This is a genomic window from Clostridia bacterium, from assembly GCA_036654455.1.
Lineage (GTDB): Bacteria > Bacillota > Clostridia > Christensenellales > CAG-314 > JAVVRZ01.
Map to the genome: position 1 here is coordinate 226,833 of JAVVRZ010000002.1, position 25,300 is coordinate 252,132.

Here is a 25,300-nt window from a genome sequence, read left to right on the forward strand (position 1 = left end):
TATAATATAAGTAATTATGTTACATTACTTTCAAACTACCCTTAATACGCTTAATTTATTTTTGCACGAGACTATCTCTCATACAATAGATTTTGTTCACTTTGATTTTCGCCTTAATTTTCTTTTTGGAATGACTGCGCCCGACGCTGAAAAAGTTTTAAGTAGCGTTTTAATCGCTATTAGCGTGGTGTCGGCTCTTTTAATTGTATTTATAGCTATATCTTTTATAAACAATAGAATTATGCGTAGGTCTTACTACTTCGACCAACTAACAGGGCTGTATAGCGAAGCGGGGTTTGACCAACTACTTAAAAAAAGATTTAAGCAATACTCTAATAACGACTTCTACGTCGTCGACTTTGACATAAACAATTTCGAACACTTTAACTACGCTTTTGGTTACGAAGTAGGCAACCGTCTTATTATAAGACTGGCTAACTTAATTAGAGATTATCTAACCGATTGCGAATTTGCCACAAGAATAAGCGGTGACCACTTTGTTATGTGCTTTATCCGCAAAGACAACGATACTCGCAACCTTTACACCGGTCTTAAATCGGCAAACGAACAACTTAAATTATTCTCTATCGACTATTCAATCGTGCCTTCTTTTGGCATATATAAGGTTGACGACAAGACTTTACCGCCATCTGTAATAAGAGATAGGGCGTTAATTGCCAAAAAGACAGTTAAGGGCAAGCGTGACACCTTGTACGGCGTGTATAATCCCGAATATCACAAAAATCAATTAGAAGAAAATCAACTTACTAGCGAAATAGAATATGCCTTGCTTAATAAAGAATTTATTCCGTATTTCCAACCGCAAGTTGACACTAAGACCGAGCAAGTAGTCGGCGTAGAATTGCTAGCTAGGTGGAAAAAACCCGACGGCACAATCATTCCGCCTTCAAAATTTATAAACGCTCTTGAAAAATCTGGGCTAATTACTCAGCTAGACTTTTTAATGTGCGAGGAAGCTTGCAAAATTCTTAGCGCAAATATCTTAAAGATATCGCCCGAAGAAAGTCGGCCTATCTCGGTAAATTTCTCAAAACTTAACTTATACAAAAACAACTTTGTTGAGTCTATTCTTGCGTTAACTCAAAAATACAACGTGTCGCCACGTCTAATAGGCATAGAATTTACCGAACAAATATTTGTGCTTGAACAGCTAAAAATTGAAAATTGCCTTTATAAATTGCACGCAGCAGGCTTTACCGTTTCACTTGACGACTTTGGCTCGGGATATTCTTCGCTTAATATGATAAGAAACTTTCCATTTGATTATGTAAAACTTGACAAAGCATTTTTCAGCGCTATGTTGCTTGGGCAAAAAGATAGAATTGTAGTAGAAAGCATAGTTCAAATGACTAAAAAACTTAACATTAAAACCGTTGCCGAGGGCGTAGAAACCAAAGAACAGCTAGAATTTCTAAGGGCTTGCGGTTGCGACGTTATACAAGGCTACTATTTCTCTAAACCGCTTAATTTCGCCGACCTACTAACCTTTAAAGAAAAAATAGCTGGCAAGAAGAAACCTGCTATGACGTTTGAAGAAATACTGCTTACTCACTCGTCGCAACTTGACTTAGCTCAACACGATTCGGTAGACTTTTCCGACCAACTAAGTAAAGCGGTATTTAAATTTGTGCCTATTGGGCTGTCTATTTGGGATATTAAACAAAATAAATTGCTTGACTTAAATCAAGCTACGCTAGACCTACTAGGGTACGACGAAGAAGAACTTAAATCGCAATCTTGGTTTAGCCTTGTGCATATCGACGACAAGGACCTACTTAAAGAATTCTACACCGAATTTATCATTACCGGCGGTCCAACAAAAAAAGACCTACGCTTTTATCACAAAGACGGCAGGGTAATATATGTCGAATTTGAACTTGTCTCTTTTGGTATGGGCAACGACAATCGCCCTTATACGCTAGCTCTACTTAAAGACGTTACAAACGAAGTTGCTCAATATAACGCCTTAAAAATTTCCGAAGGTCGTTATCGGGCAATCGCAAACGACGAAAACAGCGTAATTATTAGCATTGATACCGTAAACGATATAGCGTTATTCCCCGAGAATAATTCGCTAGGCGTAAGCGTGGTTAAAAATTATATTAAAAATTTACATAGCAGAGAACTGACTTATACCTTTGTTCACCCCGACTACGTAGACGAATGGGTCTCGGTAATTAAAGAGTGCATAAATACAATCGGTGGCAAGCGTGGTTCGATAGACTGTCTAGCTAAACTATTTCAAAACGAATATAGATGGTGCAGACTGTCTTACATACCTATTTGCGACCAACGTGGTAACGTTATTGAAATTATCGGCAAAGGTCAAAATATCAATAAAGAAAAAATCGCTTACTTAGAGCTTGCCGAGCAAGTTAGCAAAGACCCGTTAACTAAGTTTTACAATCGAGATGTAATGATGAGTATGGTTTCGCAAGTGCTATCGCAAACTACAAGCGAAACTAGCCACGCTTGCTTTATGGTAGATATTGACAATCTTCGTGAGTCAAACGCTAAATACGGACATATCCGCACAGACGAAATAATTAAGAAATTTGCCGATATTCTTGCAAGAAGCGTAAGGGACGAAGACTTGATTGCTAGGTTAGGCGGAGACGAATTTTTAATATTTGCCAAAAATTGTAAGACCGCCGACGCTAAGGTAATAGCGCAACGTATCCTTAGCTTGACCGAACGCTTTACCGTGACCGGAATTGGCTTAGTTAAACAAGGGTGTAGCATCGGCATAGCCCTTTATAGAAACGACAACATTGACTATTCGGGGCTTGTCGCAAGGGCTGACAGCGCTATGTATAATGCAAAACAACGTGGTAAAAATCAATTTTCCTTCTACTCCGCCTCTATGGCTTTTTTAGAAAAGTTTGACGAGGGCAATTAATTTTATAAAAACTATTGCAATTTACTACATTTTGTGATAAATTAGTATTAATTATAAGATTATGTGAGGGGTAAGTATGCCGTTTGTTAAAAGTAGCGAAAATGTCGTGGGCTCTATTACCGGGCTACAAACTAAAATAACCCTTACCGACCAAAGATTCTATTGCGATGGTTTGGTAAAAGTTAAGTCTAGCCAAGGCAAAGTGGTGTCGAAGCACGTTCATAATATAATCAACCTAGACGCAATTAACGCTGTGACTTACTCAACGTCAAGCAAGCCCGCCCTAATAGTTATTGCTCTAATAGTTGCAGTTGCTAGCGTATTGCTGGCAACATTGCTTAAACTTAATTACTTATACGGTATTCTTGTTATTTCGGTAATCTTTATCGCTATATATATAGCTACAAGGTGCTTAGAGCTAACTATTGAGTACGTTGGAGGTAACGGCTTACTTATCTTTAATGCAAGAAGAATAAGCGCCAAAAAAGCGCATATATTTATTGCGGATATATTTAAGTCAAAAGAGTCTTGCCAGACGCAATCTCCTGTCGCTTTAATAGCGCCTAAAACTAAATAGATTGGCTCTTTTTGCAAGCGAAAACTTCTATATGCCATTAAACTAAAAATACGCTACACAAAATGTAGCGTATTTCTTATTTAATTATATATCTTACTTATTATATAAATTGCTTAGGTTTTTCTTACTATTTACACACTTATTACTATTATAAGTTGTAAAATTTCTGGCAACTTATCGGTTGACAATTTAGATTAAATAGTTATTATTAATTGCAACCGCCACACAAACAATTTGTGCAAAGGTTAGCTAAACACACGTCGCCACAACAACTGCCGGTGCAAGTGCCGTTATTTACCGCTCCGCTTGACCCCGCAGGTTTAGCGGTGGTGCGTAATTGGTCGGGTGAAACGTTATTTGACGCAAGATAGCGTGTAAGCTTGTCAAGCGACTCGGTATACTTAGTGTTGTTTGGTTCAAGAGAAATGGCGTATTCGAGTTGCTTTTTTGCCTCGACAAACCAGTTCTTGTTGAAAAAAATTGTAGATTGAATATAGTGCCATTCGGCGTCACGAGTATTTATACCGTCAAGAAGTTGCTGGGCTAACTCAAAATTGCTAGCCTTAATGGCGTCTTTAACGTCGTCGTACAGCTCTTGTCCGGTAGTGGTATTCTGGTTACTGCGAAGCTCGTTTAGACAGTCGCTATACGCTTGTTCAAGCTGTTGCAATTTCTCGCTGGCTTCTTCGCCTACGCTACCGCTTTCAAAACGAAGGTTACGCAAGGTTTCTCTTATAGAACGGTAAGAAGCGTCGACCTCTTCTCTTGTAGCCGAGCTTGTTAGTCCTAATATCTCAAAAGGGTTGTACATTTATTCCTCCTTATTGCTTCTTAAATTACACTCTGCATTGTCGCAAAGCGAAATATCTGTGGTTTCTTGTCCGCCTAATAACTTTGCCGTTTGATTACGCAAAGAATAATATAGAATATCTTTGAGCAAGCAAGTATAGTGCGCCGGATTAAGGTCATTAAAACATTCGGCAATTTTGTTAAGCGTGGTATAAAATATATAATTTAAGTCGGTTTTGTTGTCGTCTATAAATTGCCGTTGAGTTGTAAATTTGCCAAAACTTGCAATTAACGGGTTGTAGTTGCCTCGTGAGAAGTCTTTTTCGAGGTCTTCGAGGGCATCAATTAAATATATCCACTTACCCACATTGTAACATAGATTGCTTAAATATGAGTTGTTACCGCCTGTAATATTGTCGGCAACTTGCCTACTTAACAAAGCAAAACAGTCGCAAACTTGGTCTAAAATAGCGCAATTTGCTTGTTCGAGCTTGCGAAGATTGAGATAATTAGTGGATATAATATTATCTAAACTACTAGAAATATTCTTAGCTACAAGGTAATGCTTGCGAATACTTCTTAGCAACATCTTCTTTTTGATTGACTTACCGTCTATGCAGTCGTCTAAAACATTGTAGTAAGTTAATAGAACATTTGCCGTTGATAGTTTATCGGTCAACTCGTCGTTAGCTATTATCGAACGCTTGACAAACGGGTTAGAAATACACCTTGCCATATTGATATCTACGGACTTTTCAACCACCGAGTGGAAAAGAATATTTAAAAAGTTGATATCGTAATTTACAAAGTTTCGCATAAAATTGCCATAAATTCGCTTGGTAGACATACACAGCCCACACATAAAAGTTTGATAGAAGGCAATTTGCTGTTTATTAAGTTTGTCCTTATATAGGCTAACATATCCAAACATATTTAAAATTTACGTGGCACAAAGCCGACCTTGCGATAGACTTTACAAAGCATTTTGTTAGCTAGCGTTTGAGCCTTTTGCGCTCCCTGCGAAAGTATCTCGTCTAGGGCTTGCTTATCTTCTAATAATTCTTTTTGTCTTGCCTGAATAGGCGCAAGGGTAGATATAATTGAATTAGCTACTTCTTGCTTAAACTCGGCGTAACTAGACGACGCAAAACGACTCTCCGCCTCGCTTATGGAACAATTACTGCACAGCGAATAAATTGTAAGCAAATTAGAAATGCCGGGTTTGCCCGTCGAAAATTTGATTGATTCGCTACTGTCGGTTACGGCTCGACGAATTTTTCGCGTGATTGTGTCGGCGTCATCGGTTAAATATATACTAGCATTCTCATTTGCGTCGCTTTTGCTCATTTTCTTTGTAGGCTCTTGCAAACTCATAATCTTACCGCCTACCTTAGCTATATAGGGTTCGGGAACGGTAAAAGTAGGGGAATACCTTGCGTTAAAGCGTTCGGCAAGCGTGCGAGCAAGCTCTAAGTGCTGTTTTTGGTCTTGCCCTATTGGAACGACAGCCGTATTGTACAGTAAAATGTCGCTCGCCATAAGAACAGGATAATCTAGTAGCCCGACGTTGATATTCTCGGCGTTGGTCTTAGACTTCTCCTTAAATTGCGTCATACGATTGATTTCGCCAATATATGTTAAGGTATTGAGTACCCAAGTAAGCTCGGCGTGGGCAGAAACGTGCGATTGCACAAAAATTACGCTCTTAGTCGGGTCAAGTCCGCACGCAAGATAAAGCGCAAGTAGCTCCATTGTCTTGTTGCGTAATTCGCTAGAAATTTGCTTGACTGTGATTGAGTGCATATCTACAACGCAATAAACGCAATCGTATTCGTCTTGTAGCAACGCCATATTTTTAAGCGCCCCAAGATAATTGCCAAGCGTTAATTTGCCCGTAGGTTGTATTCCGCTAAAAATTACTTGTTTCATTTTTTCCTCGCAATTAGTTTAACACAAAATTTACTTCTTTGACAAGAACTATTCTATTGAAAAACAATAGTTTTATTAAAACTTTAACAAAAAACCGACTTTTTACTGTCGGTTGATGTTTGCTAGCTAAATATACTTTTTAATATATTCGGGCAAAGTCGTTTCGTTACAACCTATTGTTATTACAAAATTAACTCTCAAAACATTGACTAAGGTTTCTAATTGATTAAATAATGTTTCAAATTCGTTTGCAGTTTTGCCTGTAATCTTCTCTAAATTATCTACGTATACGGTTTGAATATCGTAATTACCCGAAACCATACCCTTAATAAAGGCTATAAACTGCTCGACGTTGCAAATTCCAAGTTCGACAAGGTCAAGTAATTTGATTGTGTGGTCTAACACGTGCATTTTTGAATTGTTTTTATCTATATAGACAAGTATACCTTTTGCGCTGTCAACAGCTTCGTTTGCAAGACTAATTAACTTTGCCGTCTTACCGCTACCTTCTCCGCCGTAAATAATATTTATCATTTTTTTCTCCTAATTTTTATTCTATTATATCACTTTATAGTATAAATACAATAGTAATGTTGGCTTTTTGTATAATTTTCGTGATAATTTCACTTCTGCCCTTCTGTATTTCTTTTATATAAATATGGTAACTGCCATATTTATTTTACTTTTAATATCGATATTGCCAAGATGCTTATATGTTGTTGACTAACTACAAATTAGCCGTTACAGCTGGTATTGTCATACATTTGCGTTTGCCTTTGATTATAACTATTATTGTAGCCTTTATTCTTGACTTTCAAGCTTTGCCGTTTGGTCGGCCAGCGTTAACGCCTCAATCATTTTGTCGATATCGCCGTTTAAATATTCGGTCAAGTTGTATACCGTAAAGCCTATGCGGTGGTCGGTTACCCTACCCTGCGGATAGTTATATGTCCGTATTCGTTCGCTACGGTCGCCTGTGCCGACCTGCGTTCTACGACGTTTGGCATATTCTTCGTCGGCTTGACTTTGATAGAGGTCATACAATTTGTTTTTCAACATCTCCATAGCTTTTTCTCTATTTTGAATTTGCGACCGCTCATTTTGACAAGCTACTACGGTATTAGTGGGTAGGTGCGTTAGACGAATTGCCGAATCGGTCTTGTTTACGTGCTGTCCGCCTGCTCCGCTACTGCGGTAAGTATCGACTTTAAGGTCTTTTTCTTCGATAGTAATTTGAACGTCTTTAACTTCGGGTAGCACGGCTACGGTAATTGTGCTTGTATGAATTCGCCCTTGACTCTCAGTTTCGGGTACTCTTTGCACACGGTGAACTCCGCTCTCATATTTAAATTTAGCATAAGCGTTATGCCCTTTAACAATAAAACTTGCTTCTTTAAGACCGCCTAACTCGGTTTGGTTGATATCAAGTTCCTCAATCTTTAATTTGTTGTTTTCGGCGTACATATAGTACATTCGGCGAACTTCTTCGGCAAATAACGCCGATTCTTCTCCGCCTGCTCCGCAACGAATCTCAATAATAACGTTTTTGCTGTCGTTAGGGTCGGTTGGTAAAAGCAAAACTTTAAGCCTCTGTTCTTGTTTATCCTTTTTTTCCATAAGCTCGCCTATCTCTTGATAGAGAAGCTCACGCATATCTTGGTCGTTTTCTTCTTTGGCAAGTTCTTCCGAACTTACTAACTGATTAGAAATGTTTACCCACTCGTTATATTCTTGAACAATTTCTTCTATCGAACTATGCTCTTTTACAAGTTTTGTCCATTCGCTAACGTTAGAAATTATATTTGGGTCAGCTAATTTTGTGGTAAGCGTATCATATTTTTGTTTAATTGATTTTAATTTTTCAAACATAAGTTTCCCTTTATTAATTTAGTTAATAGCTATTTAATTTACCGAATTGCTCTATTTGTTACAAAGCAAAAGTCTAGCTACTTATATTTGATAGTCTTAACCGTGGCTACTATTATGCGGTCTTGTCCGCCGTAATCTTTCTTGACTTGGTCGATTGTAAAGTTCTCTTTAAGTAACTCGACTACTTGTTCGGCTTGGTCGTAACCTATCTCTAACACCAGTTTGCCGTCTTTATATAGGTAGTAGGGCGACTCTACGGCAAGCGTACGATAATAGTCAAGTCCGTCTGCCCCGCCGTCTAGGGCTAGCGTAGGCTCGTAGTCTTTAACCGTAGTTTCAAGCGTGGGTATAACCGCAGTTGCAATATACGGAGGATTGCAAACGATTAAGTCAAATCTAGCCGTAAAAGGTTTAAACATATCTCCGCAAACAATATTTACATTTGCTTGATAGGTCTTAGCGTTCTTACTAGCTACTACAAGCGCCTTCTTGCTTATATCGCTACAAGTCACATAATTTTTAGTCTTTAACGCTATGGTAAGCCCGATACAACCGCTACCGCAACACAAATCTAGAACTTTCTTGCGTTTGCCTTCAAGCAGTTTGAGCGCCTGCTCGCAAACAAGCTCGGTTTCCATACGTGGAATTAAGCAGTCCTTATTTACGGCAAAAACATAGCCATAAAATTCGGTGTTGCCAAGAACATATTGTAAAGGTTTGCCCGAAGCGCATTCTTCAAGCATTTTTTTAGCCTTTATGCTAAATCCAACGGGAATTTTTAGCTCGTCCTTCAATTTATCTCGCTTGACCTTTAAGATAGAACAAAGTATCCAATCTAGCGTGTCACTTTCAATCGTCTTATATTCTAACAAAGGCTTAACTTCTTCTTTAAACTCGGCAAGCGTAATCGGCAAAGGAAAATGTTGTTCTTCTCTTGACAAGTCGTTATCCATAGCCTCAACCTCCTTATGGGCGGCAATCGCAACTTCGAGCATTTCTAGCGTAGGTTCTTTGGTGGTAATCTTCTGCATCTGTTTGCCTAACCATTTAAACGGACGAAACAAAATAAAGTTACTTCTTGCAAATACCATTAAAAGTTCAAAACAAATGCCTGCAACAAAAGGAAGAAGCCCTATTTTTACCAAAGCTCTTACCCAACCATAGTCAAAAAATGCTTTAAACCCAACAAGCTGAGCAAACATTCCAAATAACATTGACACAATAATGCTTATTATAATTACAAATACGACAAAGCTTGTACCGCATCTATCGTGATGTTTGCTACATTTCATAGCGTTCTCGGGCGTTAGTTCGAGGTTTGCTTCGTAGCAAGCTATTGTCTTGTGTTCTGCGCCGTGATACATAAATACTTTCTTAACGTCGCCTATACAAGAAACTGCAAAGAAATAACCAATCATAATAATTGTCTTTAAAATTCCTTCGACTAGCAATTTGATAAACCCGTTAGAAATATTAAACCATTGAACAATACCTGTTGGCAAAAATACAAATAATCCCAAAGCTAAAACTATGCCAAGTAGAGTTGATAGCAAAGACAATATGCCCATTGTTCCGCTGTTAGAAGTATCTAAGTCTTCGACTGCTACTTCGGCAGATTTAAGTAAAATTTTCGTACCCATAACAAGCGAAGTAACTAAGTTGACGACGCCTCTAATAATTGGAATTTTACTTATTTTTCCCTTAGGTTTTGTTCTAGAACTGTCGATACGAATATTGCCAAACTCGTCCCTTACCGCAACCGCCATAGCTGTCTTACCACGCATCATTACGCCTTCGATTACGGCTTGACCTGCGATTTGGACTTTATCATTTTTTCCCAAAATTTTCCCCTTCTTTTTAATTCTTTTAATAATTATACACTATTTTTGTCGCTCAAAGCAATAAAATAGTCAAAGTTTTTGTTTATTTATAAATAAAAAGGACGCAGAAAAAATTCCGCGCCCCAAAGTTAAAAGTTTACTATATACCGTATCTCTTTTTAAATTTGTCAACTCTACCGCCGGCGTCAACTAATTTTTGCTTACCGGTAAAGAAAGGGTGACATTTATTGCAAATTTCTACTCTTATAGTATCTGTCTTTTTGGTGCTACCTGTCATAAATGTTTCGCCACAAGCGCAAGTAACGCTTACTTGGTGATATTCTGGATGGATTTTTTCTTTCATTGTTATTACCTACCTATTTAAATTCGCCTAGTTATTGTATATCTTGTAGTTATATTTGTCAACATTTTTGCCTACTATTTTGTTATTTAGTTAAGCAATATTTTTCTATCGTGTGGGCAAGCCCGTCTTGGTCGTAATTTTCGCATATAATATCGGCAGTTTCAAGAACTTCGGGCATAGCGTTGCCTACCGCTACCCCTAAACCTGCAAATTTAAGCATAGAAATGTCGTTTGTCGAGTCGCCAAAACACATAATGTTCTCACGCTTGATGTTATATAAGTCGGCTATAAATTCTACCCCTCGACCCTTGCTTGCTAAAATATCATTCGTTTCTAAAAATGTCGGCGCAGAACGAGTTATATTAAGTTTACCCTTGTACTCTTGCCCGAGTTGCTGTTCGAGTTTAAGCGCTAAGTCTTCTTCAAGTAACGCTAAAATTTTACTACACGGCTGGTTGGTCTTGATTATTAGGTCGGCTAGTCCGTTAGGCGCAATGTTATAATTAATTTTATTTGCCTGAATATAGCGTTCAATTCCCTGATAATATTTTTCTACATAGAGAGTATCATTGATATATACATTAATTGGACAATCGTATCGCGCAAGACGAGAAATAAACTCGCTAGCAAGCGCTGGCGATATTCCATAGTGTTTTAAGACCTTGCAAGACACCGCATCGACGACTTTTGCCCCTTGGTAAGTAATTACAGGGGCGTTTACGTTGACGCCGTCAAGGTTAGCGAGTAGCCCGTTTGTCATACGTCCGGTAGCGATTGTAAACAGTCCGCCTTGCTTGATATATTGATTGATAACCTCTTTGGTATAAGAACTTGCCTTGTGATTAATTGAGGCTAGCGTGTAGTCGTAATCGGTTGCGATTAATTTATATTTCATATTTCACCTATTAAAGTAGTCAAAGATTTTTTGCGCTAAGGGTTTAGTTATGCGAGGTGTCGAGCTAAGTTCTTCAAGACTGGCTTTGCTGATATTGTCAACGCTACCAAATTTCTTAATCAATTCGATTTGCCTTATTTTGCCTACGCCTGCAATATTTTCAAGGCTAGAACGCAAACCGTTCTTGTTGTGAAGTTGCCTAAAATATGTGATGGCGTAGCGGTGCGCTTCGTCCCTAATATTTACAAGCAATTTAAATGCGTAGCTACTGCGGGGAAGTTTAATGCCTTGTTTGTTGGTTAAAGTATAGACGATTTCTTCCCTTTCGGCTAGCGAAATAAGTTCGATTGATTGATTAGCGTCTTGTAAAGCCTTATTTGCGCTACTTAATTGACCCAGTCCGCCGTCGACTACTATCAAGTCGGGCGCAGAGCCAAACTCGACGTCGTTTGCGTTGAGGTGAGCTAGTCTACGTGAAACGACCTCGTACATACTTGCAAAGTCGTCTGCCCCTTCTACCGTGCGAATTTTAAACCGTCTATATTGTTTTGTATCGGCCATACCCCTTGTAAACACAACTTGACTAGCTACCTTATCTACACCGCTAATATTGCTGATGTCGTAACACTCAATTCTTGTTGGATATTTTGTCAAATTAAGTAGAAGTTTAAGTTGCTCGACTGCGCCTTGACTGGCTAAATATTTCTTTTCTTCTTTGGATTGATTTTTTTGTAAAAATTCTTCGGCATTTGCCTTACTCATATCGACAAGGCTCTTTTTTGCCCCCTTTTTTATAGGACAAACAACGCTAATTTTCTTATTCTGCTTCTTACTAAGCAATTCTTCAAGGACTGTTTGGTCGGCAAGCGGAATGTTTGTAATAATAGTTTTTGAGGGTTGAGCTAGATTATAATACGACATAATAAAACTTGTAAGAGTTTGTTCAAGCTCTATTCCTGCGTCGACTACAAGATAGTTACAAGAATCGTAAACCTTACCGCCTCTAACTAAAAGACGGTTGCAAGCCGTATTCTGTCCGTTTGTAGTAATCGAAAAAATATCGTAATCGACAAGTTTATTTTGAACAACAACGCTACCCCCTCTAAAACAATGTAACAGCGACAAATATTGTTTGTAGATTTGCGCTTGTTCGTATTGCATTAAATTAGAAGCGTTGTTCATCTTGCAAGTTAAAATTTGACTTGCAAGTTCGGTCTTACCGCCGAGTAGGTCTTGTATTTGTTTAATTGTCTTAGAATATTCTTCTCTTGTAATGTTGTTTACGCAGGGCGCAGGGCAAGTTGCGATATGATAATTTAAGCAAGGACGGAAATTTTTACTTAGTTTATCAAAATTAAATTTGCAAGTAGCTAGGGGAAAAGCTGTAATAATACAATCAACCAACATTCTTCCGCCCGAAGTAAACGGCCCGTAATAGGTAAAATTATCTTTTATAATTTTTCTTGTAAAAATAAGTCGTGGAAAATCTTGCTTTACGTTAATTTTAATGTAACAATATTGTTTGTCGTCTTTAAGCAATATATTATAAGGCGGTTTATATTTTTTTATCAATGTGTTTTCAAGAGAAAGGGCGTCGCTTTCGCTAGGGGTAACTATAAACTCTAATTTTGCTATGCGTTCGACAAGGGCAAGCACCTTAGAATTAGTAACACCGCTCATAAAATATTGTTTTATGCGATTTTTTAGACACTTTGCCTTGCCAACATAAAGAATATTGTCAAAACTATCTCTATAAATATATATTCCGCTACTTTCGGGAAGATTGTTTAGTTGCTCTTTAATCATATTAATAGTATACCATAAACAAATAAAAAATAAAAACACTTTTTATACACAGGATATTAAGATATTATCCCCAAAAGAATATAATCAAAAAAAATAAACTTGCCTTACTACTTGATTTTTTAGTCAATGTAACTTATAATAAATAGGACAAATAAGGTTTTTGTAAGTTGTTATCCACAAACTAACACACTCTACTACGGCTACTACTAATAGAATGTTAATTAATAACTTGCAAACAAAAAAGGGGAAGAATATGAGAATAATTTGTGACGGACTAACTCTTGCCGATGCGGTATTAAAGGTAAGTAAGGCTCTACCGCAAAAAACAAGTAATCCCGTACTTGACGGACTAAAACTTGTAGCCAAAGACGAAACTTTAACGCTATTTGCAACCGACCTAAATTTTTCTATCGAAAAGACAATTCCCGCTACGGTAATTACGCCCGGCGAATTAATAATTCCCGGTAGATTGTTTACCGAATTTACACGCAAGCTTGCAAGCGAACAACAAATTGAAATTCTTGTAAATGAAGAAAAGCAAATTATTCTTAAATATACCGATAGCCAAAGCGTATTTCAATGTCTAGATAACGCCGAATATCCCAACTTTAACAAACCAAATAAAGAAAAAGGCTTTTTAGTTGGCGAAGAAGAACTTAAAGATATAATCAACAAAGTTATTTTTTCTGCGGCTACGGAAGATTCTAGACCAATACTTAAAGGCGTGCTATTCGAAGTAGACGATTATACCCTAACGGCGGTTTGCTTAGACGGTTATAGACTTGCTCAATGTAAAAAACCCTTAATAAAGCAAAGCGAAAAGATGTCGGCTGTTGTGCCTGCAAGAATTCTTGCCGAAATTGCAAAATTACTAGAAGACGGCGACAATATAGCCACGATTTACCTTGACAAAAATATGATGTATGTTGACTTATCGCATACAAAAATATCTACAAGTTTGTTAAGCGGAGAATATATCAATTATAAGCAAATATTACCACAACAATTTGTAACTTCGATTACTGCAAATAGGGAGCAATTTATCAACGCATTAGACCGTGCAAGTATTATTTCCAGAAATGAAAAAAGGAACTTTGTCACACTAGAAATTAAAGAAAATTTACTTGTGCTTACGGCAAATAGCGAGGTAGGCAACATTAAAGAGTCGATTACAATTAGTCTATGGGGCAAAGACATAATAATATCTTTAACCACACACTATCTAAGCGATTGTTTGAAAGTTATTCCCAACGAATTTATTAAAATTCAATTTAATACTTCGGTTACGCCCTGCATAGTTACGCCCTGCGAAACCGACGAATATTTATATCTAATATTACCTATTAGAATGAACTAATAAATATTAATAATATGTATTTTAATAGATATTAAAATACAAAAAGTAATAATTAACGGTAATAAAAAATGGAAAAGACATAACCGATTGCCAAAAAATATTTATAAATAAATATTTTTCAAAAACCAAAACGATATTTAATAAATAATAGCCAACTTAAAAATATAATAAATAAAAATAATAGGCGTAGAAAACTACGCCTATTTATATTTCCAATTTTTTTTAAAAATTATTTATTTAGCAAGTCAATCGAAAATTTAATTCTTGCAATAGAGGAAGTCTTACCAAGTAATTCGGCAAGTTCGGTAGCGCCTCCGGGCGTAGACTCACGACCAGTTAAAGCAACCCTAGTTACCCAAAAAAGTTGTCCTTTCTTAATTCCAACTTGTTCGGCAAGCGCACTCAAAGAAGAATATAAAGCGTCGTTTACAAATTCGGTTTCTTCTAAATTTATAATAACTTCTAATACTTGGGGTAGAATTTGTCTAGCAAGTTCGATTGAAGTCTTTTGCTTAATATTTGTAAAAAGAGCTAAATCGTATTCGGTAAATTCGTCTAAAAAAGCGACTTTTTCTATAATATCCTCATAAGTTTCTATTCTACCTTGTATTAATTTTGCAAGCAAAGCGTAATTATACTTGTTGTAAGCGCAAGATTTATCTAGCCAAGTTGTTGCCGAACGCAAAAATTCGTCAAAAGGAAGTTCCTTAATATACAAGCTATTTAACCAACGCATTTTATCAAGGTCAAATATTGCGTTAGAACGACTTATGCCTTCAACTGAAAATAGTTCGACCATTTCTTCTAAGCTCATTTTTTCTTGATTATTTTTTGGCGACCAACCAAGTAATGCGACATAATTAAGTATAGCCTTGTTGATAAACCCTTGATTGATAAAGTCGGCGTAGCTAACCGAGCCAAAACGCTTAGAAAGTTTGTGTTGAGCGTCCTTCATTATTTGCGGTAAATGGATATATATAGGTCTTTCCCAACCAAAAGCGTCATAAAGTAAGTTATACTTAGGAGTAGAAGAAAGATATTCGTTACCACGCATAACGCAAGTGATGTTCATTAAATGGTCGTCAACTACGTTTGCAAAGTTGTAAGTAGGTAGACCGTCTGCTTTAATTAAAATATTATCTTCAAGCTCGTCGTTATCTATGGTAATTTCGCCAAACACTAAGTCGGTATAAGTAGACACGCCTTTTTTAATATTTTGTCTAATTACGTATGGAACGCCACTTGCAAGCTTTTGCTCGACCTCAACAGCGCTTAAAGAAAGGCAATGTTTGTCGTACTTAGTAGCGCCTTGTTCTTTAAGTTCTTCAAGACGCTCTTTACTACAAAAACAATAATAGGCGTCGCCTTGCTCTACTAATATCTTAGCGTATTTAAGATAGTCAAGCTTGCGAAGACTTTGTATATAAGGACCATATTGTCCGCCGATGTCCGGACCTTCGCTATAAATTAACCCTGCGTCACGCAAAGTAGAATAAATTAGTTCAACTGCGCCCTCAACATAGCGAGCTTGGTCGGTATCTTCAATTCGTAAAATAAAGTCGCCGTTATTTTTCTTAGCGTATAAATAAGCGTAAAGCGCCGTTCTAAGACCGCCTACGTGTAAAAAACCCGTTGGGCTAGGAGCAAATCTTGTTCTTATCTTCATGGTTACACCTCTAATATATTTCAAATAGTATAACATAAATAATAATTACTAGCAATATTTTATCAAATAGTGTATAATGTATTTGCTAAATAAAATTAATTAGGAGATGTAGTTATGAGAGAAATTGAAATACTCGAAGCAAAAAGAGAAGAAATTGTCAAGGTTGCGCAACAACTTTTACGCTATAACACCGTAAAACAACCTAAAACGCTAACTGCTCCTTTTGGACAAAACCTCGCCGATTGCCTAGACTTTATGCTTAAACTTTGCGCCGAAAAAGGCGGAAGAACACAAAACTTCGACAACTATTGCGGTCACGCAGACTTTGGTTGTGGCGAAGAAATATTTGGTATGTTAGGTCACCTTGACGTAGTGCCTGCCGATGAAGATAATTGGATAAGTTCGCCATTTTCGGCGAATATAATTAATGGTAAAATTTACGCAAGAGGCGCTCTTGACGACAAAACGCCCATACTTTCTTGCCTTTACGCTATACTTTGTCTACAAGAAGCCGGCTACAACTTTAACAAGAGAGCAAGGCTGATATTTGGTTGCGACGAAGAAAGCGGTATGGAATGTATGAAGTACTATTTAACCAAAGTTGCTCCGCCTACGCTTGCTATCTCGCCAGACGGCGACTTCCCGGTTATTAATCGAGAAAAAGGAATAATGACCTTTGAAGTAAATTGCGGAAAATTAAACGACGATATAATTAGTATTGTTGGTGGCGCAAGAAGCAACGTTGTAATGGATAAATGCGTGGCAAAAATTAAAAAAATAGATATATCCAAGATGCCTATGACCTTACAATTCCCCCCGGTAGTAGAAATTGAAGAAAAGAACGATTGTTACATACTAACTACAAAAGGCGTGTCGGCTCACGGCGCAAGCCCGCAAGAGGGCGAGAATGCGTCCTGGAAAATGTTCGCTACGCTTGCTAATTGGTTTAACGAACCTAAACTAAGCATTGTTAGTCAACACCTATGCGACTACACCGGCAAGAAGTGGGGCGTAGACCTAAGCGACGAGCTAAGCGGAGCGCTAACGGCAAATATCGGCATAGTTAGATACGACGGCGAACTGAAAATAACCGTCAACGTTCGTCACCCCATAACCTATACAAATAAGCAAGTGACCGAATTATTTATGAAGAACGACTTAGGCTTCAAAATTACTTTGTTAGGCGCAAGCGAACCGCTCTACGTTGACGAAAAATCTTATCTTGTTCAAAAACTACTAAGTTCTTACAAAAAAGCTACGGGAAAAGAAGGCTATACAATAGCAATCGGCGGTGGAACGTATTCTCGTCACTTCCCAAATTGCGTAGCCTTTGGACCAGAATTTCCGGGAGAAACCGCAGTAATCCACCAACCTAACGAGTGCATAAGTATTGATAGAATTATGGAAATGACAAGAATTTATATGGAAGCTATCAAAGAAATTTGTTGCGAACCGTAAAAGGGTAACAAATCTAGGTTACTTAGAAAAACTCAATCTAATATAGATTAAAAATTAAAGTAAGCATAAACATAAAATTTAACAATGCTTATTAGCAACAAGGAACTTAATAAAATTATCAATATAATAAAAACCGCTAGAAAAATTTTTCTAGCGGTTTTTAAAATACTGTTTTGTAATAAATTTAAAAATAAACAATCATATATGATATATAGATTATAATTTATTAAAATTAAGAGTAAAACACAATAAATTTAATTATTCGGCAAGCTCTAAGGCAAGCTCCATCATCTGTAAGAAAGTATTCTGTCTATCTGCCGAGCTAAGCGCTTCGCCCGTTACTAAATTGTCCGAAATTGTGCAAATTGCAAGAGCGTGTTTGTTGCAGTAAGCGGCGGTTGCGTAAAGTCCGGCTGCTTCCATCTCAACGGCAAGAGCGCCCATCTTAGCCCAAGCAAGCGTGCTAGCGCTAGCGTCGTAAAAAGTGTCCGAAGAATAAAGGTTGCCGACCTTGTAAGGCAAAGACTTCTCTTTGGCAATTTGTACTGCCTTTTCAAGCAATTTATAGGAACTAATAGGGGCAAACGTCCCGCAAAGACCGTATTGCGAAAGGAAGTTGCTGTTTGTACAAGCGCCTTGACCTATTACAATATCTCTAACTTTAATATCTTCACGCATAGCGCCGGCGCTACCAATTCTAATAATATTTGTAACGTCATAGAAATTGTATAATTCGTAACTATATATGCCTATGCTAGGTATGCCCATACCGCTTGCCATAACCGAAACACGCTTGCCCTTATATGTGCCGGTATAGCCTTGTACGCCTCTAACATTGTTGACAAGAACGGGGTTGGTAAGCAAATTGTCGGCTATAAATTTAGCTCTAAGCGGGTCGCCGGGCATAAGTACGGTTTTTGCAAAATCGCCTAACTTTGCGTTGATATGCGGAGTTGGTGTATTCATATTGAAATTCTCCTTAATAATTATTTTTCTTATCTAAATAGTAACAAATAATTGTTATTAAGTCAATATTAATATCATTCTTGTCAAAAATTACTTAATTAGGCAATAATTTCACACTTGTCAAACAACCTATTGTCGTTGATTAGTTGACAAGTCAATAACAATTCCTTATAATTAAAAGGCTATATATATAAAAAGGAGGACATTGTTATGAAGAGGACGTACCAACCTAAGAAGAAACACAGAAGTAAAGTTCACGGTTTCCGTACAAGAATGAAGACACAAGGCGGAAGAAGAGTTCTTCAAAGCAGACGCAATAAGGGTAGAGCCAAGTTATCAGCATAATAACCAAAAAAGGGGTGCATTACAATTAAAGCTAAATATAGATTAAAAAAGAGGTCGGCATTTGCCAGCATTTACAAGAAAGGCAAATGGATAAACGGCAAATATTTAATTATTGTGTATTGCGCTTCAAATAGTTGCCACTTCGGCTTTTCTATCAGTAAGAAATTTGGAAACGCCGTAAAGCGTAACCACGCAAAAAGGCAACTTAAAGAATGTGTGAGCAAGCTGTTGCCACGCATTAAACAACAATATAACTACATCTTTGTAGCTCGATATGGTCTAACTACCGACTATGCCGAGTTGTGTATTGCTGTTGAAAAACAATTAGCAAGCGTTGGCTTGCTTGGCGAACAACTATGAAATGGATTTGCATAGGCTTATTAATGTTCTATAAAGCGACTTTATCTAAAATTTTTGGTAAAAGTTGTATTTATACGCCGACTTGTTCGGTGTATGGTATGGAAGCGTATAAGCAACACGGCTTTTTTGTCGGTACTTACCTTACGGCAAAAAGAGTGTTTAGTTGCGCGCCGTGGTCAAAAAGGCGGGGTATAGATTTAGTGCCTCTTAACCTTAAAGGAGAAATTAAATGGAGTTTATAAGCTCAATTTTTAGCGGAGTATGGTCGGTAATACAAACTCTGCCACAAAATGACTGGACAAAGTTTATTCCCGAGCCAAACGCCGTTGCGAGATTAATGCAATGGTTTCACGGGCTTATCGGCAATTATGGCGTAGCTATAATTATACTTACGGTCATACTTAAAATTATCACAATGCCACTAGACATTTGGCAAAAGTATTCGATGAAAAAAAGTAGCGTTAAAATGAAATCGCTTGAAAAAACAATCGAAAAAATTGACAAACAATTTGCTAACGACAAAAAAAGACAAAACGAAGAAAAACAAAAATTATACAAAAAGAACGGTTACAACGCTCTAAGCTCCTGCCTACCAATGCTAGCCACAATGGCGATATTTATTATTGTCTTTTCAGGATTAAACAGCTATTCGGCATTTATCAACGTAAACAGCTATGTAATACTTGAAAAAGCCTATATTGAAGAATATAACAAATATCTAATAGATAGTCCAACGGGCGAGTGGGCGGTTGGCATGACCGAAGACCAAATTAAGGCTTACGCCAAAGAAAAAGCCGACGTAAAGGTCAACGTTGTGTTTAAAGACGAAGTGCAAGAAGATTTCTTATGGATTAAAAATATTTGGCGTCCCGACACGTGGGAAAAATTACTTGTCAACGCCGAAGGCTTTGAAAAAGGCAGTATGGGTATTCCCAAACTTCCCGACGAGGCTATTGGCGACCCATTTGTAAGAGATATCTACGTGTCCGTCCGCAATGCAGTAATTAAAGCAAACCCCGGTTACTTTGCCAGCTTTGACGAGCAAGGCAATATGGAGAAGAACAGTTCTGGCGAGCTAAAAAGCGGTTGGAACGGCTTGCTAATATTACCTATCGCAGCAATGGGCTTAGCCTTTTTGTCATCGTGGGTAACGCAAGCATTACAAAAAAAGAAAGGAACGACTTCGGTTGACCCATCGGCGCAAACGGGCAAAACAATGATGATAATAATGCCCTTGATGATGGGCGTATTCGGTTTTATGTATACGGCGGCATTTGCAATTTACCTAGTTTGCAACTCGCTAATTACCTTAATTACCACCATTGCGCTTGACCGACCTATTGAAATAATGGTCGAAAGGAAAGCGGTCAAAAAAGGCGAAGGCGTTAAGGAAAGCTATAAGAGATAATAAAGGAGAATATATAATGAAAACAGCCGAGTCGACAGGTAAAAACGTAGCGACAGCTATTGAAAACGGCTTAAAATTATTGAAACTAGAACAAGAACAAGTTGATATAGAAATACTTAGTCAAGGAGGATTTCTCAAACCCGCAAAAGTTAAATTGACTAAAAAATTAAGCGAGGGCGAAAATGCCCAACTATTTCTTGAAGAATTACTAGCAAAAATTAACTTTGATTTTATTGTAGATTTAGTAGAAAACGAAGAAGAAATCAAACTTAACTTAATAGGTAAAGATGGCGGAAGCGTAATAGGATATCGTGGCGAAGTGCTAGACAGCTTGCAATATCTTACAAGTTTAATGGTAAATCAAGGGCGTAAAAAGTATATTCGAGTAGTAGTCGACGCCGAAAACTATCGTGGCAAAAGAGAAGATATACTTGCAAAATTAGCAAGCAACCTTGAAAAGAAAGTAATAAGAACACGCCACGCAGTTAAACTTGAACCAATGAACCCCTTTGAACGAAGAATTATACACGCAACGTTGCAAGACAGCCAGTTTGTAGAAACTTCTAGTTCGGGCGAAGAACCTAACAGACACGTAATAATATCCCCTAAGGGCGATAACGGCTTTGTCAAAGACGAAGAACTAACTTCGCCTTCTCGCAAGAAATTGACATTTGCTTATAGAAGCGACAAAAAAAGAAAGAGATAGGTCTTTAAAACTTTTAACGGGGACAATTATTTGTCCCCGTTAAAATTTCCTTTAATATTTAGTTTTATTAAAATAAAGCAAAATTGCAATCGAGGCAAACAATGGATACTATAATTGCTCTATCAACTCCAATAGGTAGGTCGGCAATCGCCGTTATTAGATTAAGCGGTGACAACTGCCTACAAATAGCAAGACAAATATTTGATTTGCTACCAACTAAGCCCAATGTTTTAAAGGTGGGAAACTTAGTCTTGCCTAATTTTACCGACAAAGCTATGTGCGTCTACTTCCTTTCGCCTCATTCTTATACGGGGCAAGATATGGTTGAATTTCACGTTCACGGCGGAGCGATGGTAGCAAACTTAACCATTGCAAGGTGTATCGAACTAGGTTGCAGGCTTGCTTATAACGGCGAATTTAGCAAACGAGCCTTTATTATGGGCAAACAAAACTTATCTTCCGCCGAAGGAATAATTGAAATTATCGACGCAGAAAGCGTTATGCAACTTAAAGCCGGGGCTAATTTAACTAGCGACAAACTAGGCAAAACCATAATAAATTTACAAGACAAATTAACCGACTTGATTGCGACTTGCGAGGCTACGTTAGACTATCCGGAAGAAAATCTCGAAGAAGGCGCAAGCCAAAACGTTAGCGTAGTTCTTAGCGAAATTAAACAAAAATTACAAGTTTTGCTTGACACAACACAGGTTGGAAAGGCCATAAAGTATGGAATTAACGCCGTTATAGCCGGCAAAACAAACGTGGGAAAGTCAAGCCTACTTAACGCTCTACTGGGGCAAAGCAGAGCTATTGTATCTAATATCGCAGGCACTACCCGAGATACAATAACCGAAAGCATCATCTATAAGGACGCTAAAATTAACTTCATAGACACCGCCGGGCTTAGAACAACGACTCGAACGCTCGAAAGCGAAGGCATTAAGCGAACAAACATAGCTCTTGACCAATGTGACGTTATAATTTACGTCACCGACAAGCCCAACGCAAATTTACCACTATACAATAAACCCACAATCTACGTATGCAATAAATGCGACTTACTACCTCGTCAAGACAACGACAAGTTACTATATGTAAGCGCTTTAAATAATATTAATATCGAACAACTTAAACAACAAATCTTTGATATGTTTAGACTAGGAACAATCGACCAAAATCAATTAATACTAACTAACGCAAGACACGTTGATGTCTTAGCCCGAGCTAGCCACGCCATAAATTGCGCCATTGAAGCTACAAACTTAACTCTCGATTGTATTGTAGAGGATATAAAAATTGCCTGGTCGACGCTTGGCGAAATTACAGGAACTACTGCAAATCAAGACATAATCGACCGAATATATCAAAAATTTTGTCTAGGTAAATAAACTAAAAAAAGATAAATTTAGCTAAGCATAATTAATCTAACAAGCAAAAAAAGTCTAAGCAAATATAACTAAAAATTATCGCAAACAAAACTATCTAAATTAATAAATAACACCAATATAAATAAGGAAAATATGACAAATTCGGCAAAAACTCTTAACACATATTATGACGCTATTGTAATCGGCGCAGGACACGCAGGTTGCGAAGCAGGGCTTGCTCTTGCAAGACTAGGTAGCAAGGTTCTTCTACTTGCAACAAACTTAGATACCGTAGCCTATTGCGCTTGTAACCCGAGCATAGGCGGTACGGCAAAGGGGCAAATGGTTAGGGAAATAGATGCCTTAGGCGGACAAATGGGACTTTGCGCCGATTCGAGTTTGCTACAACTTAGAATGTTAAATAAGGGCAAGGGCAGAGCCGTCTATTCGCCACGAGCCCAAGTAGATAAATATAAATATCACCTAAATATGAAATTAACGCTTGAAAACACGCCCAACCTTACGCTTAGACAGGGTGAAGCTACTGATATCGAGCAAGTTGAAGAAAATGACTATAAATTTGCAGTTACAACGGCAGTTGACATAACCTACAAATCTAAGGTAGTTGTCGTGTGTACGGGGGTATATTTAAAGAGTCGAATAATAATCGGCGAGTGCATAAAAGAAGTAGGGCCTAATGGTTTTGCTTCGGCAAACAAACTTAGCGCAAGTTTGGAAAAGTTAGGTTTTGCCATAAAGAGATTTAAGACGGGTACGCCAGCAAGAATAAATAAAAACAGCGTGGACTTTGATAAAATGCAAAAGCAAGAGGGCGAGAAAATGCAATCTTTCTCTTTCCTCAATTCTACTTGCGCTGACAATGTCAGTTGCTATTTGACGTATTCGACCCAAGACACTAAGCAAGTTATACTTGATAATATTGACAAAGCTCCGCTATATAGCGGTTCGATTAAAGGCGTAGGTCCAAGATACTGCCCTTCGATTGAGGACAAAATTATTCGGTTTGCCGACAAAGAGCAACACCAAATTTTTCTCGAACCCGAAGGCGCTTGTACCAACGAATATTATGTTCAAGGCGTATCTAGCAGTATGCCGGCGGAAGTTCAATACAAAATTTACACTACTATTAAAGGACTAGAAAACGTTGAAATTATGCGTGACGCTTACGCTATCGAATACGACTGTATTGACGCAACTACGTTATACCCTTACTTGATGTCCAAGAATATTAATGGTCTATTCTTCGCCGGGCAGGTAAACGGCACAAGCGGATACGAAGAAGCCGCTGCGCAAGGTATAATAGCAGGCATAAACGCTTATAGACATATAAATAATCTTGACTACGTAGTTTTAGGCAGACAAACTAGCTATATAGGCGTACTTATAGACGATATTACTACCAAACAAAGTAACGAACCTTATAGAATGATGACCAGTCGTGCCGAATACCGCTTAACTCTTAGGCAAGATAACGCAGACTTGCGATTGACTCAAATAGGGCGAGATATCGGCTTAGTTAGCGACCTTAGATATCAAAAGTATCTTGACAAAAAAGCTAAAATAGAATTAGTCGAAGACAGTTTAAAAACAATAATTAAACCCGCCCAAATAAACGCCTTCTTACAAGACAAAGACGAAGCCCAAGTAAAGTCGGGCGTTTCTATTGAAGATTGTATCAAGCGCACAAACGTTACTGCGAGAGAATTATTTGACTATTTAGGTATGTTTGCAAATGTCGAACAAGAAATAATCGAGCAAGTAGAAATAGCCGTTAAATATAAAGGGTATATAGATAAAGAAAAATTACAAATAGAGCAATTTGAAAAACTAGAAAGCAAGCTTATTCCGCCCGACTTCAACTACGACACTGCGCTTGGACTGCGTATCGAAGCGAGGCAAAAGCTCAAAGCGATTAGACCGCTTAGCTTAGGACAAGCAAGTAGGGTTAGCGGAGTTTCCCCCGCAGACATAGCTATACTTATAGTCACATTGGTAAGGGGCGCAAAATGATAAGTTTTTCTCAACTTAATATCAATTTAACCGACGAACAAATAGCAAAACTAAATAAATATCAACAAATCTTGGTTGAGTATAACAAAAACGTCAATTTAACGGCATTAACCGAGCCAAAACAAATATGGATAAAGCATTTCTACGATTCGGCTTGCGGAGCAAATTTAATTAAACCAAATGCAAAACTTCTTGATTGCGGTAGCGGAGCTGGTTTTCCCGGAGTTGCGCTAAAAATTCTTAGAGCCGACCTTGACGTAACCCTGCTTGATAGCAATCATAAAAAAATAGACTTTTTGAAATTTTTATGTCAAGAACTTAAAATAGATTGTAAATTTACCCTTTCAAGAGTCGAAGAACTTAATTTACAAGAAAGTTATGACGTAGCGACTGCAAGAGCGGTTGCAAACACCGCAACGCTACTAGAATATCTTGCAAAGCTTGTGACTGTAAACGGGCAAATAATGCTTTATAAATCAAGTATCGAGCCTTACCAAAACGCAGAAAAAACGCTAAACCTTAAACACTTAGCGACTTATAATTTTCAACTGCCCGAAAACTATGGCGAAAGAAATATCTTAGTTTTTGAAAAAATTGCGAAAACGCCGTCGGCTTACCCAAGAAAAAATGGTAAACCCAAAAAATTCCCCTTGTAAAATATTAC

Annotated in this window: 23 protein-coding genes; 12 read left to right on the top strand and 11 right to left on the bottom strand. The window is 37.7% G+C overall.

Going from position 1 to position 25,300, the window contains the following annotated elements; translation table 11 throughout:
- The first annotated feature begins 16 nt into the window (after positions 1 to 16).
- Positions 17 to 2,920 carry an EAL domain-containing protein gene (locus RR062_03155; protein ID MEG2026708.1) on the top strand — a complete coding sequence of 968 codons (2,904 nt, stop codon included), beginning with the start codon at positions 17 to 19 and terminating at the stop codon, positions 2,918 to 2,920.
- A 76-nt stretch (positions 2,921 to 2,996) separates the two neighbouring features.
- The gene (locus RR062_03160) at positions 2,997 to 3,497 is read left to right on the top strand and encodes a hypothetical protein (GenBank protein ID MEG2026709.1); all 501 of its coding nucleotides are present in this window, start codon (positions 2,997 to 2,999) and stop codon (positions 3,495 to 3,497) included.
- Positions 3,498 to 3,705: 208 nt separating this feature from the next.
- Here the strand turns inward: RR062_03160 and RR062_03165 are convergent, their stop codons facing one another.
- The 9 genes from RR062_03165 to uvrC form a co-directional block, all read right to left on the bottom strand.
- Entirely contained in the window at positions 3,706 to 4,308 is a 603-nt protein-coding gene (locus tag RR062_03165) for a hypothetical protein (protein MEG2026710.1), read from the bottom strand.
- Complete coding sequence (locus RR062_03170) at positions 4,309 to 5,217, bottom strand: DUF5685 family protein (protein MEG2026711.1); 909 nt, start codon at positions 5,215 to 5,217, stop codon at positions 4,309 to 4,311.
- Between the two features lie 2 nt (positions 5,218 to 5,219).
- Complete coding sequence (gene trpS, locus RR062_03175; protein ID MEG2026712.1) at positions 5,220 to 6,215, bottom strand: tryptophan--tRNA ligase; 996 nt, start codon at positions 6,213 to 6,215, stop codon at positions 5,220 to 5,222.
- Between the two features lie 126 nt (positions 6,216 to 6,341).
- On the bottom strand, positions 6,342 to 6,749 hold the full coding sequence (locus RR062_03180; protein MEG2026713.1) for a hypothetical protein: 408 nt from the start codon (positions 6,747 to 6,749) through the stop codon (positions 6,342 to 6,344).
- 267 nt (positions 6,750 to 7,016) lie between these two features.
- Entirely contained in the window at positions 7,017 to 8,084 is a 1,068-nt protein-coding gene (gene prfA / locus RR062_03185; protein MEG2026714.1) for a peptide chain release factor 1, read from the bottom strand.
- Positions 8,085 to 8,161: 77 nt separating this feature from the next.
- Positions 8,162 to 9,925 (bottom strand): peptide chain release factor N(5)-glutamine methyltransferase, encoded by a 1,764-nt coding sequence (gene prmC / locus RR062_03190; protein MEG2026715.1) that lies wholly within the window; start codon positions 9,923 to 9,925, stop codon positions 8,162 to 8,164.
- A 139-nt stretch (positions 9,926 to 10,064) separates the two neighbouring features.
- A complete protein-coding gene (rpmE, locus tag RR062_03195; protein ID MEG2026716.1) occupies positions 10,065 to 10,268 on the bottom strand; it encodes a 50S ribosomal protein L31 in 204 nt (67 codons plus the stop codon).
- 82 nt (positions 10,269 to 10,350) lie between these two features.
- Entirely contained in the window at positions 10,351 to 11,163 is an 813-nt protein-coding gene (locus tag RR062_03200) for a Cof-type HAD-IIB family hydrolase (GenBank protein MEG2026717.1), read from the bottom strand.
- Between the two features lie 3 nt (positions 11,164 to 11,166).
- Positions 11,167 to 12,969: an excinuclease ABC subunit UvrC gene (gene uvrC, locus RR062_03205; protein MEG2026718.1), complete on the bottom strand. Its 1,803-nt coding sequence runs from the start codon at positions 12,967 to 12,969 to the stop codon at positions 11,167 to 11,169.
- A 253-nt stretch (positions 12,970 to 13,222) separates the two neighbouring features.
- Here uvrC and dnaN point away from each other — a divergent pair, with 253 nt between their 5' ends.
- On the top strand, positions 13,223 to 14,326 hold the full coding sequence (gene dnaN / locus RR062_03210) for a DNA polymerase III subunit beta (GenBank protein ID MEG2026719.1): 1,104 nt from the start codon (positions 13,223 to 13,225) through the stop codon (positions 14,324 to 14,326).
- Between the two features lie 229 nt (positions 14,327 to 14,555).
- On the opposite strand, the gene gltX is transcribed toward dnaN, so the two are convergent.
- Complete coding sequence (gene gltX / locus RR062_03215) at positions 14,556 to 15,992, bottom strand: glutamate--tRNA ligase (protein MEG2026720.1); 1,437 nt, start codon at positions 15,990 to 15,992, stop codon at positions 14,556 to 14,558.
- 114 nt (positions 15,993 to 16,106) lie between these two features.
- On the opposite strand from gltX, the gene RR062_03220 reads away from it, so the two are divergent.
- On the top strand, positions 16,107 to 17,450 hold the full coding sequence (locus tag RR062_03220; protein ID MEG2026721.1) for a Sapep family Mn(2+)-dependent dipeptidase: 1,344 nt from the start codon (positions 16,107 to 16,109) through the stop codon (positions 17,448 to 17,450).
- 258 nt (positions 17,451 to 17,708) lie between these two features.
- Here the strand turns inward: RR062_03220 and deoD are convergent, their stop codons facing one another.
- Positions 17,709 to 18,416, bottom strand: coding sequence for a purine-nucleoside phosphorylase (gene deoD, locus RR062_03225; GenBank protein MEG2026722.1), 708 nt, complete (start codon positions 18,414 to 18,416; stop codon positions 17,709 to 17,711).
- A gap of 210 nt (positions 18,417 to 18,626) precedes the next feature.
- On the opposite strand from deoD, the gene rpmH reads away from it, so the two are divergent.
- From rpmH to rsmG, 8 genes are all read left to right on the top strand, one after another.
- Complete coding sequence (rpmH, locus tag RR062_03230; protein ID MEG2026723.1) at positions 18,627 to 18,761, top strand: 50S ribosomal protein L34; 135 nt, start codon at positions 18,627 to 18,629, stop codon at positions 18,759 to 18,761.
- A 24-nt stretch (positions 18,762 to 18,785) separates the two neighbouring features.
- Positions 18,786 to 19,121, top strand: coding sequence for a ribonuclease P protein component (gene rnpA / locus RR062_03235; protein ID MEG2026724.1), 336 nt, complete (start codon positions 18,786 to 18,788; stop codon positions 19,119 to 19,121).
- A complete protein-coding gene (yidD, locus tag RR062_03240; GenBank protein ID MEG2026725.1) occupies positions 19,118 to 19,363 on the top strand; it encodes a membrane protein insertion efficiency factor YidD in 246 nt (81 codons plus the stop codon). Before rnpA ends, yidD begins: the two co-directional genes overlap by 4 nt.
- Entirely contained in the window at positions 19,351 to 20,529 is a 1,179-nt protein-coding gene (locus RR062_03245) for a YidC/Oxa1 family membrane protein insertase (protein MEG2026726.1), read from the top strand. The genes yidD and RR062_03245 overlap by 13 nt, the downstream gene beginning before the upstream one ends.
- 16 nt (positions 20,530 to 20,545) lie before the next feature.
- A complete protein-coding gene (gene jag / locus RR062_03250; GenBank protein ID MEG2026727.1) occupies positions 20,546 to 21,235 on the top strand; it encodes an RNA-binding cell elongation regulator Jag/EloR in 690 nt (229 codons plus the stop codon).
- A gap of 101 nt (positions 21,236 to 21,336) precedes the next feature.
- The gene (gene mnmE / locus RR062_03255; GenBank protein MEG2026728.1) at positions 21,337 to 22,626 is read left to right on the top strand and encodes a tRNA uridine-5-carboxymethylaminomethyl(34) synthesis GTPase MnmE; all 1,290 of its coding nucleotides are present in this window, start codon (positions 21,337 to 21,339) and stop codon (positions 22,624 to 22,626) included.
- Positions 22,627 to 22,758: 132 nt separating this feature from the next.
- A complete protein-coding gene (gene mnmG / locus RR062_03260; protein MEG2026729.1) occupies positions 22,759 to 24,636 on the top strand; it encodes a tRNA uridine-5-carboxymethylaminomethyl(34) synthesis enzyme MnmG in 1,878 nt (625 codons plus the stop codon).
- Positions 24,633 to 25,292, top strand: a complete 660-nt coding sequence (gene rsmG, locus RR062_03265) for a 16S rRNA (guanine(527)-N(7))-methyltransferase RsmG (protein MEG2026730.1) — start codon at positions 24,633 to 24,635, stop codon at positions 25,290 to 25,292. The genes mnmG and rsmG overlap by 4 nt, the downstream gene beginning before the upstream one ends.
- Positions 25,293 to 25,300 lie beyond the last annotated feature (8 nt).